Consider the following 12,819-nt stretch of genomic DNA (forward strand, 5'->3'; position numbering starts at 1 on the left):
ATTCAGTTGTTCTTTTATACTTGCAAAGTTGGCAAGAATACCAATGAATTTTATTGTGGAATTATGGATTTGATTTGTAATATTTACTTCACCTCATCCAAAGGCTTTCTTTTTTCAGCCCGAATTTGCTTGAAATAACTTGGAGTCAAGCCGGTTACTTTTTTAAACTGATTGCTCAGATAAGCAACACTGGAATAGTTCAGGCGTAAAGCGATCTCGCTAAGTGACAACTCATCGTACACCAAAAGTTCTTTTATTTTTTCAATTTTTTGCGCGATAAAATACTTTTCTATCGTAGTCCCTTCCACTTCAGAAAATAAATTGGAAAGGTAATTATAGTCGTGGTTGATCTTTTCGCTAAGGATATCGGACAGATTGTTCTTGGTATCGTTATCCTGATGATGGACCAAATCAATAATGATGTTTTTTATCTTTTCGATGATTCTGCTTTTTTTATCGTCGATCACTTCAAATCCAAGAGGAACCAATTCCTGCTCCAGTAAAGTTCTTTCTGCAGCACTCAATTCTTTTGCCAGTGTAACTTCGCCAAGCTTGATATTGGTAAATTCAAGGTCCAATTTTTCAAGTTCGTTCTGAACCACCATGATACAGCGGTTGCAAACCATATTTTTAACGAATAATGTACTCATATCCCTATTTGATCTGATTTATTGATTCAAGATGTAGTCACAAATTTACCACTAAATTTCAATTAATCCCCCATCAGCAGATTATTCAGAGGAAACAAAAAGTAATTAATTTCTTTTTTTAGTAAAGAAACTACAGCCAAAAAACAAGGGCTTCTTTTTCTGTTTTACTAAAATAAACAGGTGTTTTTACTTGTAAGCACTCGTGTTTTTATTTTTAATTTTATGTTATCATTTTACCATTACGCACTTAAACTGTAGCTTTAACCATTGACCTGACCATTATCAATAAAAATTATCTTTTAATACCAGCTGAAACCTGTTGCCCTTACCTTAAGTATGGGTAAAGCAAAGTATCCTTTATACTCTGAAGAGATTGATTTAAAGATAAAAATCACACTCCAAAATAATTATTGATAACCCAAAAGAACTTTAGAATTTACTTTCTTTTTTAGCAAATTCAGATCCCCAGCACAAGCCTTTTGCCAGTACAAAAAGGCTAGCTCGCCCAGAGTAACATAAACCAAAAAATAAACCAAAATCCATGACAAATCTTGAAAAAATCTATTATGTAAACGCCGGACCGGGCGGAACCTTTCAAAAATCCGGAAACTATTATACGACACCTGCCGATGTCGACAACCTATTCAAACATCTTGAAGATCACGACATCGAAAGACTGCTTGTATATTTCCATGGCGGACTGGTGAATGAAGCCAGTGGAATGGAATCGGCCGAAGTTATGCGTGCCAATTTCGTTGATGCTCCTTCCAAAACACATGCGATTACCTTTGTATGGGAAACAGGACTTTGGGAAATCATAGTCGAAAATCTTAGTGCCAAAAGCTCAGACAATCAATTCCAGAAAGTACTCAACTATGTCATTAAAATTGTAGGCAAAAAACTGGGCGTTGGTTCGCGTGGTGGCGGTGAAACAATGGATAACCTGACTATTGAAGCAGAAAAACGAAAAGAGTATCCGTTTGCTCAACTAAACAATCCCTCTGGAAATAGCCGTAGCGGAAACCTTTTGTTTGATGCCGAAGATGAAGAAACCTTTTTGGCCAAACTTGAGCAGGAAAGTAATACCTTGATCCGCGCAGAAGATGAGATGGCGACAGAAGAAATTGAAGTTGCAGACCCGGATTCCAATGCTGAAGATTCAAAAGGATTGTTGCTGACGATAGGTAAACTGGTAGCTCAAATTGCGTTTGCAGTACTAAAACGTTACGCGCAAGAAACCCATCACGATTTTTACCCAACCATTGTAGAAGAGACCTTTAGAAAGATTTCGATCGACCGAGTAGGCAAATGGGGCTGGTCTGAAATGAAAGAAAAAGCCCAAAAAATGTTTGCTGATAATCAGGGACGTTCAGGTGACGATTTACATGCCGGGACCTATTTTCTTTCCTTATTAGAAAAACATTACCAAAACAGACAAACTGCAGGTAAAAAATTCGCTATTGAACTCGTAGGACATAGTGCGGGTTCTATCGCAATTTGCAACATGCTGGCCACAACATCCGAAAATTTTAAGGACTTAAAATACAACAATGTTATTTTTCTGGCGCCCGCCTGCAGAACCGACCTCTTCATTGCAAAAGGAATTCCTGCTAAACAAAAAGGAATTTATAAAAAATTCAAGATGTTTACCATGCGGGAAGAAAATGAGAAAAAAGATTATTGTGTTAAATACCTGTACACCTACTCCCTGCTCTACCTTGTATCGGGCTTATTCGAAAACGAAACGGATGCAAAGATAATGGGACTTCATGAACAGTTTAAGGCTGATAAACGCTATGAAAATTTCGCCGAATTGAAAACAATCAATAGCTTTATTTTTAGCAACAAACTCGCACTATCAGATGATCTCATCAATACGGATAACAGCATGTGGACTGATTCTTTCCGCCACGGTGATTTTGACAACAACCCTGCCACTCTAAAATCAATTCTTTCCACTATCAATATCGTTTAATTATGAATTATGCTATTGTAATAGGAATCGACCACTATGAGAAAAAACCGCTGTCAGGTGCTGTAGCGGATGCTAAAGCTTTCGCCAACTGGCTGGAAACAAAAGGTGGGGTACTAAAAGATAACCTCAAACTGTTTGTATCAGACAGCGAAGACCTGCTCGTTAGCGGTCCCGAAATTGACATAGCCATCAATAAAATGAATACCGTTGCCAGAAAAAACAATGAAAAAAACAGATTGTATTTTTATTTCTCCGGACATGGTATAGGCGTCACTTTTGAGAATACGGCATTGTGCCTCCGTCTCTGGCCGGCACTAATCAACCATTGCATTTCAGGTATGGATTACCGTACCTGGTTTACTAATGCAGGTGCGTTTGATGAGATCCTTATTTTCTTTGATTGCTGTCGTGAACACGATACGCTGATTAAAGGAAATTCCCCTACTGGCCCCTGGAATCTCCCGGTGGGTAATAGAAATCCACAAGTCCTTATTTGTAATTCTACCGCCTATGGCAAACTGAGCTATGAGATAGTTATTGATCCGGTAACAGACAATCCATCAGACGATGTTACAACCGACGAACAACCAAAAGAATCAGAGTCTGACAAAAAAAGAGGAGCTTTTACCACTTTTCTTATTGACAGTCTCAATGGTGATGCCGACAGTGATGCAACCGGGCAAATTACGGCAATGAATCTTATGAATCATATCCGGAACAATTTCAAGAGCCATGCCGAAAAGTTCAAAAAAATACAGGATGCCTCAGCCGATTCTCTAAATGGCGGGGATCAGATTCTAATTTGTAACGTTCCTGTAAAACTGCCAAAGTACAATTGCGAAATTACTTTTGAGCGTAACTCTAATGTCACACTCTACGGTCCGAACCTCGAAAAAGTCTGGCACGGTGATGTTATCATAGGACAGGTTTTACAGCTAAAAGGACTAGCTAAAGGTTTTTATCAGCTCAAAGACAATACCGATACTGCAGCACCACCCAAAACTTTTATCAATTACTCTCCAAAAACCATCAGTTATGAACGATTTTGATCCTAAATACTCCATTCGTATTTCTTTCAAACAGCCTCTGGAAGGCTTACAGCTTGTACTTGTTGATGGAACACTGAACAAAATTGTAGAGGAAGAGACGCAACAACTTGAACTTTCACTGGTAAAAGGAATTTACCAATTAAAAGCTTCTTTTATAGACTACTTCGAAGAATACTTTCTCAACGTGAGTCAGGACGAGCATTTTGTTCTGGATTATCATTATCCAATGACTTCTCCCAGTATGGAATTTGCAACAACTCATGAATATTTTTCGAACCCAGCTGAAATGTGGAGCCGAAAATGTACCTATAACGACAAAAATCAAATCCCAAATTTCTTTTTCTTTGCTGCGGCTTATGACAGGGATTTTCCAAATAAAGAACAAACCGTCACAAACCTTTTAACAAACTTTTCTCTCTATGATCCTAACGGTAAACTGTATATTCGTTTCAGGGATAAAAATTCGTTTATCGATCCGGATGCAGCTGTAATGGTTTTTTCTGCCCAACTCAACAATGGAATGTATTTCCTTCAATATGAAAAAGAAAAGGAACGCAGGATTTTCCCCTTTTATATCTATGACCGGTTCCAAACCCAGTTTTTACTGCGTTACAAACAAACACCCGATTTTTCCAACAGTTTTTTCTACTATGACAATAAGTTTGGATTTAACCGAACGGACCACCAATACCTGTTGCTGGACAAGATACAATATGCTTACAAGGACTACAGCAACTATAAACTGCTAACCCCTTCGGACCGCTCTGCTATAAAAAAGCACCCTTATTTGGTTGCCTTGCTCATCATTCTTCATATAGCCACTGAAAACCAACAGGATAGTAAAGAATTTACTGGTTCCCAAATACTATTTCTACCCGATATTGCAATACTCACAGCCTTAAAAGACAGCAAGCAACAAATCAATTCAGACGAATTACCGATCGTTTCAGCGATAATGGCCAAGTGTATGGTAACTGCCGGAAAAAAAATGGAATTCAGACCCGGATCTATAATGGATCGTGTGCTGGACACTTTAAGTTTTGATATCTTCTGGAACAATTTTTCAGCTGTAGAAGACCTCTCGCTTATGGAAAAATTATATAACGATTTGCTCGACAAATCAAAACTTTATGGTAAAAACCTCAAAAGAAAAGCGGCACAAATCATTACCAATTCAATAGCACCAGAATTATTAAAGGAAGAGCACCTCAACAGTTTATTAGGAAACACTCCTACTGACACATCAGAGAGTGATACCAAATTTATAGAGGCTATCAATAGTGTTGGCAACGTATCGCAAATCTCCAACAAACTCAATCTTCCTCCCACAACTGTTCTCCGCAACTATGAAAAGTATGATGATATTTACAAAAAAATGAATCTGAAATAATCTAAAAACTAATTACTCTATAGAAACATAGCATGTTTTTGCAAATGCAAAGCCTATGTTTCTGTGGGCTAAAACGAATTATACTCAACAAATTAATAAACTAAAACCACATTCATAATGACTGATGACGAAATTATAGAAAAGAAAAACGAACTTATGGAAGAACACTGGACAGAAAACCTCCACCAGTCCTTACAAGATTTTCATCCTGATGTAGCCCAAAAAATAGTCGATTCAATGGATGATAATGAGATCTATGTAAAAGTAAATCACAGAAGGTTTCAGGAAGATTATATTGCCAATTACTTAGCTTTTTTATGGGACATTAGTAAAGAAGCCTTCTGGAAACATATCATCATCTCACTGGATCCTGAAATTGGCATCTTATGGGGTAGTTCTATGCCACACTTTGAAAAAATGTGCAGAAACAGAATTCCCGAAGATGTATTGGAAGCAGTTATACTTTTTTTGATTCACGATAAAAGTAAATTCGCGCAGGATACTGAAGCAATAGGGTGCGTTCTAAGAGCTCAGGCAAAAAGATTTAACCGCTTGGATGAAATAAAAAATTATGTTCGCTCTCTAAACCTACCGGAAGAAACTGAAATCATCAATCAAATCGAACAATTAATAGAAACTGAACCTGGCTATTCTTTTTACTAAAGCTATACAGCCAGACTAACAAACACTTTATTTCATAATGACAGATAACGAAATTATAAAAAAGAAAGAGGAACTAATGTCGGAGCACTGGACCGAAGATTTACACCGCTCTTTACAAGACTTTCATCCTGATGTAGCCCGAAAAATAGTCGATTCGATGGACCATCATGACATCTATATAAAAGTCAATCTAAGACACTGCCAGGAAGATTATATAGCAGATTACTTAGAATACTTATGGGATATTAGCGAAGATGCCTACTGGAGACATATCAGTATTTCATTAGATACTGAAGTGGGGCTATTGTGGAGCGATAATATGTCACATTTAAAAAGATTGTGCACCACCAGAATTCCGGAAGATATATTGATGGCGGTTATTCTTTTTTTGATTGATGATGAAAGAAACATCTATCAGGATACAGAGGCAATTGGCTGTATCTTAAAAGCTCAGGCAGAAAAGTTTGACCGATTAGAAGAAATACTCTCTTACATTAAATGCCTAAACCTAAAAGACGAAAGCGACATCATAAATCAGGTCGAAGAATTAATTAAAAAAGAATTCAATTACTATTTTTTCTAATGAACTATAACCATTTTACCATAAGCTATATTACAGCACTGCAAAAAAATCTGCAAATTGAAATCGTCGATGATGACGCTTTATTCTTCCCCGATTTCATTCGAACTGAAGATTTAGAAAATTTAAAAACGGAATTACAGGAAATCTGGGAACACTCAGAGTCTTCCATTACCATATTAAAAAACAAAGAAGATGCAAAAATCCAACTTGGACTTTTTGGATCGGTTACTGATTTTGATTTAGCGTTAAAAACCGGTTACTTATTAGGTGATCGTGTTGTAGTTATAGACTACATTTTTGAAAGAATTATCAATAAGAAACCCTTAAACGAAATTAATATCCCTTATCTGGGCAGCATAAGCTCTAATCTGGTTTTGGCCCTTGAACTGGCTAAGAAAGGACGCTTTGTTATCATTCCAAATCCTTTTAGCTGGAATGAAGATTCAAAAAAAATTATCGCCGAGACTGCCGGAAAAACAATGATGTCTGTTGAGCTAATGAGCTTGCTGAATATGTTATCCATCACCAAAATTTGTAAACTCCATCCTTATACCATAGCGGAGTCTGTTGAAAATTACGAAAGCATCATATCAAACCAGATAAGTCATACCGATGCGATGGACAAAACAACTGAAGAGTATGCATATCAAGGGATTCTGGGAGGTTTATTAACTGAAAAATTAATCAATGAAGCCGAATTCCAAACGCTATTAGACATCCCCTTAACCGAATATGCAGAAGTTATAGCGCTACAACAGAATTTTTATACCGAATACCTGAAAAGAATAACATTTGGAGGAGCGCTAAAGGCAGAAAATAATATTGAAGAATTAAAAAATGAGGTTTTAAATTTAATCGAAGAACGGAACAAAAATGTTTATAAAAAAATAATAGAAAAAGCAGGAATAATGACCGGAATTGGAGGTGCCGCGCTATCGCTATTGCCAATAATGATTGCTGTCTCTGCTCCGGTAGTATCAACAGGTACTGTTCTGGCAGCATCCGGTACATTCGCCGCTTTATTTAAAAGCAAAGAACTTGAAGGAACTCCTGTAATCAATGTTTTTACGAAACTAATTACCTAAATCTACTGAGTGATACGTGCTAAAATACTCTTCACCACATGAAAACATAAGGTATTTTAGAAAACCCATAATCTATATTTCTCCTATGTTTATGAAGGTATTGATTAAAAAGATTGAAAAATTGGTATAATCTGCCATATCTGCGTTTGAAAAAAACATTTAATACAGAGACGTTTATGGCGCTTATAATTTCTGAAAACAAAAAATACGCAAAGTCAGAAACATTTACTCAGCCTTTCAATTCAACTCTTCGGAGAGTAGGAAAATAATAAACCAAATGAATACGATTGTCATTTGGTTTATTATTTTAAGTATTAAAGAGTCCCCTATTTATAGAAAATCCATCAAACCCAAAAATAAATCTTCAAGACAGCTGTGAAAACTGCTATACTTTTACTAAAGCAAATTGTCCTGCGGTTGAGTCTTTTCAGATGAGTTCTAAGTGTCAAATTTTTCCTCTCAATATGATTTGTCCCAAAACGTTTTACCGAATGCAATTTCTGATCAATCAGATACCTGTAATTTTTGAGTCTGTCCGTAAATATTTTCTTTGCTTCTGATAATTTTAAAGTATCCAAAACTCGATTAAATGTTTTATTCGTTCTCTTTCCAAGATTAAAACTTACCACTGTTCCAGAATTCTTTTCCAAAGCATACACCAGCCAAATGTAATTTTTCTTGTACCTGATATAAGTACAAAGTTCGTCTACTTCATAAGTTTTACCTTTACTGATAATTGGTTTGCTAATACTTCTGGCAATTGAAACAATCCTTTTTAATAATGTTGTGGTGGATATTTTCAATATTCTTGCGGTGCTTCTTATTCCTAAACCTTCTTTGGTTAATTGAATGATACTTGTATTTATAGCTACCTTATAAGCTTGATAAGTATAATTTTCAACTCTGGTTTTCCCACATACTTTACAAATATATCTTTGACTGCCAGACTTTGTCTTTCCATACTTTATCATGTTTGGAATGTCGCCAACACATCTGAAACATCTAGTCTGATTTGAACTCATTTTTTTCGATTTAAGACATTATAAAATAAAAAAACAGCCCGAAGGCTGTCTTAATTTTTATGCGATATTAATATAATTCATTGATAATATGTAAATGTTAGATGCAATAATTGACCACCAACATATCTGATACATTACCTATTTATCAGATAATTAAATCGTTATTTTAGAGAAACATCTAATATAGAAGATTACCTATTATTCAAGATATTTCTAAAGAGTTAATATTAACTATCTCATATAATTTTTGATTAATAATTGTCTCTTTCAATTTACTTTTAATTTCTTGTGATAAATCTGAAAAACTCAATGGCTTAACAGGAAAAGCAACTAAATGATAATTGGTATCTTTAAAATTATTTAAGACTGTTTTGTCAAAAGCATATAAACCTTTTCGCGCCATTGTTATAAAATCATTTAAATACCTCTCGTCAGGTTTTGATTTTAAAATTTTATCTAAATCCTCATTTAATTTAATTTCAGATATATCAGGTAAATTTCTAAAATATAAAACTAATATTTCATAATTTTTAGATTTTTCAATAGATTTCGGCAATTTCCCACCACCAGAAGCAACAAATGCTATGTTATTCGCATCGCTAAAAAACCAATCTATGTCTAAAGATTGTTGTTCAATTTCACTAATCATATTATCTAATTTTATTTTTTTTCAAAAGTCGCTTTACAATTATCACACATATCTATAATTTGCCCTGTTCGTGGACGAATTGCATTTGTAAAATTAATTTGATTTGGTAATGCACTTGGATTATCTATTAACAAACTATTTCCTGCATGAAATTCTGAACAACATCCAACAGTATTTCCAGTTGCTGTTTTTGTTCCTATACCGCCTAATTTTTCAACAATGCCCTCTAATTGAGGTGCAATTACTGATGGAGGTGCTCCACTAATAGTAATCATTGTTTGACCATTTAATTCAGCACCTACGACAGTAGCAGGAGTTTGTCGAGACGCTGCTAACTCCGCTGCTGTGGCATTAACAGAATTAGTTAGCGTACTCATAGTTGAAGCTTTTTGTATTGAGTTAATCGTAGCATTTATACCTTTTGCTCCAATAACAGCTCCAGCAATTTCGCCAATAACTTCCCCCCTTTGCTGTCCATTTCCATTAATAAGGTTATTTACTCCTTTATCAATAGATTTGCTAACTGCCTGTGATGTCCCAAAAGAATTAGTTCCAATTGCATTATCAACTCTCAGCATAGATAATGGATTATTGCCCACAGCTCCCGCAACAGCCATATTTGCAATTCCTTTTACAGTACTAACAGGGTGAGTTACTGCATTGACCAATCCTTTAGCACTATTATACAGTCCACTTGCAACTCCATTGACATGAGCAGGAACTCCATTTGGTTTTGCATAAGCATGAGCATTCCAGACTGCCTGAAACCATGCTCCTTCTAGTCCTTCAAGCTCACGATGACTAATTACTTTATTTTCTGCAAAATTATAAGGAGATTGATAACTGTAGTTTTCCGCTAGTGGGTCAATTGACATAAACCTACCAATAGTCATATCATAATTTCTATACTTAAAGCTGTCCCAGTTCAATGATAGCTCATCTTGACGCTCTTGACCTTGGAACTTATATTTATAATCAGGCTGCAGATTATCCATATTATACCCTTTGTGCTTCAGCCCAAAAGGATAATAGTTACTTTCTTCAACAATTCTAAGAACATTATTTACAGGATTTCTATCATAACTCAATCTTACGTTACCCAAATGATCTCTATAATGATAAACATATTTTTGATATACATTATCATAATACCCTCCCTCTGTAGGAAAAAATTGCAACGTTGGTCGTGATACAACATTTTGTTCACCTGCTAAGCTGGAACGATTATTCTCTACTGGAGGATCGATTACCGGGTCGGTACCATCAATAGGAGGATCAGTGTCTCCCGGATCTTCAGGTGCCGGACCACCATAGTCGACATAGTTGTACTGAAAACCATCCAGATAATCTGTTTTCGTGACAGTTTCGTTCGCACTAACAATTTTCTCCAGTTTTTGACCCGCTGCGTTGTAAATATACTCAATTGACCCACTTGTTCCAAATGTAATTTTCTTAGGTAAATTGAGCTGATTGTATTGAATCTCAGTGATGCTTTTGTTTTTATCGGTAATCATATTGCCATTGGCATCATAAGTAAAATCATCACCGGTTTTGTTTCCGTCCTTAAAACCTTCGTTGTCATTTCCGGCTGGACTGTCGGTTACTTTCGTTAACTGATTCGAGTTTTGATCCAAATAACCATAAGTCAAATCATCAATTTGGAAAACTATCGAAGGTGCATCACTAGCCCCATAACGCTGCAGGGAGGTAATGTTTCCGTTTTTGTCGTAACTCAAACTTTCATTATAGGCGCCCGATGCCGGAATCGCATCATTGGGTTTGCTATAAATGGCACTGGTCAAACGGTTCAGATTGTCGTACTGATACCCATAGGAGCGCTTGGTCACATCGGTATTGGTCTTCCAGGTAGTTTCTGAAATATTTCCGTTATACAAGGCTTGAACCTGTGAGTTGCCCGGCTGTTTGTCATAATTTATTTTAAAAGCGAACAGATCTTTAGGATCTGTGTCCTGCTGTAGCTCTTCGACATTGTTGATTCCGGTAAGCCAGCCTCTAATATTGTAACTGTAATGTACTTTCTGTAAAGGGCTTGTTACGTTGTTCCCTACATTCTTAACGATCAATTGCCCCAGATCATCATAACTATTGTTTGCTAAAACTTCAACGGTTCCGCCATTGATCTGATGGGTATGGGTTAGCAAACGATCCTGAGGCGAATAGGTAAATTCTTCTTTTACTGTCAGTTCCGTATCTCCAGACTTACGTTTGTGTTTGGTAATACTGTAAAGCACCTTTCCGGTAAAATCAAGTTTACTATCGGTAGTAGTGTAACCGCTCAGATGATTCTGAATTCGGGTGCTTATAGCTCGGGCTTTGGTATCGTAAAAGGTGGTAGTGGTTTCTCCTAATGTTTCTGAGGAGGTAGTCAGGGCTCTTGTCCAGCTTCCGGTCACTAAACCTTTGGTATTATCTAAAACAGCCTGATCTTCGACAGAAGCAGGTCTAACCGGAGCATTAGGATAATCATAGTCATCGTAATAAGTAACCGTTAAAAGTTTAAAATTTACCGGAGCATTATTATTGCTATAGTATATCGTTATATTGTCGCCTATAGTTCCTATATAGCCTCTGCTTTCATACAGAACAGTAGCCGTATTCTGTTCATCCTGCAACGATTTTCTATTGGCGGATCCCGGAGGTACACCGCTCCAACCTGTATAAACAGGTCTGCCAAAACCATCGTATTTGGTAATGAGCCAGCCTTCAGCGGTTTCATCTTTAAAAGGCGAAAAAGCCGGCCCCGTCGCGACGGGACGATCGAGTTTGTCATAGACAATATACTCCCATTGTTTTCCGGGTAGTTTTTTTTCCACCAGACGATTGCGATGATCGTATTTGTACTGATAACACAAGCCGTTTAAAACATCATTGCTAACAACACCTGTTACTTTTGGCGGCAGTACATAGCTCAGATTGCCATACCTGTCATAAACATAGTAAGTGTCATGTTTATCACCTGAATTGTAAGTTCTTTTAAGGATGACCTGCCCTTCTTTGTTTTTAAATTCTACTGTGGAGCCTGATGATTCACTTGGATTTGCTGTTGTATTTTCATCATAGGTTATGGTTTTATACAATTGATTGGCTGCATAATTGCCCTCATCTGAAAAAGCAGTGCTAAACAGTCCCAATCCCGCATCCCAGGTTGCAGTGGCTGTAAATAATCTTACTTCATCAGCAGTGTTGGTCTGATAATCCATTTTGATTTCGTGTCCGCTATCCATAGCCCAAGCATCCCCTGGAGCTGCTTGTCTTAATACTCTGTTCAGAGGAGAGGCTTCCAGTTTTTTCTGAGAAAATGGATTAGCTGTATTATCATACGTCTGGGTACCGTAAAAACCTGTTAACGCATTGATAGCAACAGCAGGATCTATTCGGGTATAATTATCCCCTCCGTTCTGGGAAGCATAAGGCAAATATTCTTTGACTTGTCTTCCAAAAACATCATACTCCACAGGAGTAATGATATCTTTTCCACCTTCTCCCTGACCAATAGCAATGGTTTGTACCGGACGTCCGAGTCCGTCAAAATAGGTTATGCTTTGATTTTTCTCGTCTTTGGTCAGCGCATTTAGACCTGCAGTCTGAACCGGTTTCTTTGGCGTTACTGTATAAATATAGTTATCATCACTAAAAGTCTGGGCTTTTGCGCCAAAACCGATAAGGAATACTAAAATTAACAGCGGTATATATTTTTTCATTAGGTTGTAATTTCTCATTAAAAAATAAATC

Annotated in this window: 10 protein-coding genes; 6 read left to right on the forward strand and 4 right to left on the reverse strand. The window is 36.6% G+C overall.

Translation table 11 applies throughout. The annotated features are described in order from the left end of the window. Window positions 1-83: 83 nt before the first annotated feature. On the reverse strand, window positions 84-650 hold the full coding sequence (locus tag ACAM30_RS20540; RefSeq protein WP_369616377.1) for a helix-turn-helix domain-containing protein: 567 nt from the start codon (window positions 648-650) through the stop codon (window positions 84-86). Window positions 651-1,191: 541 nt separating this feature from the next. On the opposite strand from ACAM30_RS20540, the gene ACAM30_RS20545 reads away from it, so the two are divergent. The 6 genes from ACAM30_RS20545 to ACAM30_RS20570 all read left to right on the forward strand — a co-directional run bounded on the left by ACAM30_RS20545 (window position 1,192) and on the right by ACAM30_RS20570 (window position 7,395). After that, on the forward strand, window positions 1,192-2,625 hold the full coding sequence (locus tag ACAM30_RS20545) for a hypothetical protein (protein WP_369616378.1): 1,434 nt from the start codon (window positions 1,192-1,194) through the stop codon (window positions 2,623-2,625). Window positions 2,626-2,627: 2 nt separating this feature from the next. After that, complete coding sequence (locus tag ACAM30_RS20550) at window positions 2,628-3,674, forward strand: caspase family protein (protein WP_369616379.1); 1,047 nt, start codon at window positions 2,628-2,630, stop codon at window positions 3,672-3,674. Next, window positions 3,661-5,064 (forward strand): hypothetical protein, encoded by a 1,404-nt coding sequence (locus ACAM30_RS20555; RefSeq protein WP_369616380.1) that lies wholly within the window; start codon window positions 3,661-3,663, stop codon window positions 5,062-5,064. Before ACAM30_RS20550 ends, ACAM30_RS20555 begins: the two co-directional genes overlap by 14 nt. A gap of 117 nt (window positions 5,065-5,181) precedes the next feature. Further along, on the forward strand, window positions 5,182-5,727 hold the full coding sequence (locus ACAM30_RS20560) for a hypothetical protein (RefSeq protein ID WP_369616381.1): 546 nt from the start codon (window positions 5,182-5,184) through the stop codon (window positions 5,725-5,727). Between the two features lie 37 nt (window positions 5,728-5,764). Next, a complete protein-coding gene (locus tag ACAM30_RS20565; RefSeq protein WP_369616382.1) occupies window positions 5,765-6,310 on the forward strand; it encodes a hypothetical protein in 546 nt (181 codons plus the stop codon). Beyond that, window positions 6,310-7,395: a hypothetical protein gene (locus ACAM30_RS20570; RefSeq protein WP_369616383.1), complete on the forward strand. Its 1,086-nt coding sequence runs from the start codon at window positions 6,310-6,312 to the stop codon at window positions 7,393-7,395. Before ACAM30_RS20565 ends, ACAM30_RS20570 begins: the two co-directional genes overlap by 1 nt. Window positions 7,396-7,739: 344 nt before the next feature. On the opposite strand, the gene ACAM30_RS20575 is transcribed toward ACAM30_RS20570, so the two are convergent. The 3 genes from ACAM30_RS20575 to ACAM30_RS20585 all read right to left on the reverse strand — a co-directional run bounded on the left by ACAM30_RS20575 (window position 7,740) and on the right by ACAM30_RS20585 (window position 12,788). Further along, window positions 7,740-8,417, reverse strand: coding sequence for an IS1 family transposase (locus ACAM30_RS20575; protein ID WP_369616384.1), 678 nt, complete (start codon window positions 8,415-8,417; stop codon window positions 7,740-7,742). A 202-nt stretch (window positions 8,418-8,619) separates the two neighbouring features. Beyond that, entirely contained in the window at window positions 8,620-9,066 is a 447-nt protein-coding gene (locus ACAM30_RS20580) for a hypothetical protein (protein ID WP_369616385.1), read from the reverse strand. 11 nt (window positions 9,067-9,077) lie between these two features. Continuing rightward, a complete protein-coding gene (locus ACAM30_RS20585; RefSeq protein WP_369616386.1) occupies window positions 9,078-12,788 on the reverse strand; it encodes a DUF6443 domain-containing protein in 3,711 nt (1,236 codons plus the stop codon). Window positions 12,789-12,819: the final 31 nt, after the last annotated feature.

Source organism: Flavobacterium sp. CFS9 (assembly GCF_041154745.1).
GTDB lineage: Bacteria > Bacteroidota > Bacteroidia > Flavobacteriales > Flavobacteriaceae > Flavobacterium.

What these genes read in the sequence shown, in the direction of transcription:
- ACAM30_RS20585 (WP_369616386.1), bottom strand. Translation starts at nt 12,788, where the DNA reads ATGAAAAAATATATACCGCTGTTAATTTTAGTATTCCTTATCGGTTTT.
- ACAM30_RS20565 (WP_369616382.1), top strand. Translation starts at nt 5,765, where the DNA reads ATGACAGATAACGAAATTATAAAAAAGAAAGAGGAACTAATGTCGGAG.
- ACAM30_RS20580 (WP_369616385.1), bottom strand. Translation starts at nt 9,066, where the DNA reads ATGATTAGTGAAATTGAACAACAATCTTTAGACATAGATTGGTTTTTT.
- ACAM30_RS20545 (WP_369616378.1), top strand. Translation starts at nt 1,192, where the DNA reads ATGACAAATCTTGAAAAAATCTATTATGTAAACGCCGGACCGGGCGGA.
- ACAM30_RS20550 (WP_369616379.1), top strand. Translation starts at nt 2,628, where the DNA reads ATGAATTATGCTATTGTAATAGGAATCGACCACTATGAGAAAAAACCG.
- ACAM30_RS20570 (WP_369616383.1), top strand. Translation starts at nt 6,310, where the DNA reads ATGAACTATAACCATTTTACCATAAGCTATATTACAGCACTGCAAAAA.
- ACAM30_RS20555 (WP_369616380.1), top strand. Translation starts at nt 3,661, where the DNA reads ATGAACGATTTTGATCCTAAATACTCCATTCGTATTTCTTTCAAACAG.
- ACAM30_RS20575 (WP_369616384.1), bottom strand. Translation starts at nt 8,417, where the DNA reads ATGAGTTCAAATCAGACTAGATGTTTCAGATGTGTTGGCGACATTCCA.
- ACAM30_RS20540 (WP_369616377.1), bottom strand. Translation starts at nt 650, where the DNA reads ATGAGTACATTATTCGTTAAAAATATGGTTTGCAACCGCTGTATCATG.
- ACAM30_RS20560 (WP_369616381.1), top strand. Translation starts at nt 5,182, where the DNA reads ATGACTGATGACGAAATTATAGAAAAGAAAAACGAACTTATGGAAGAA.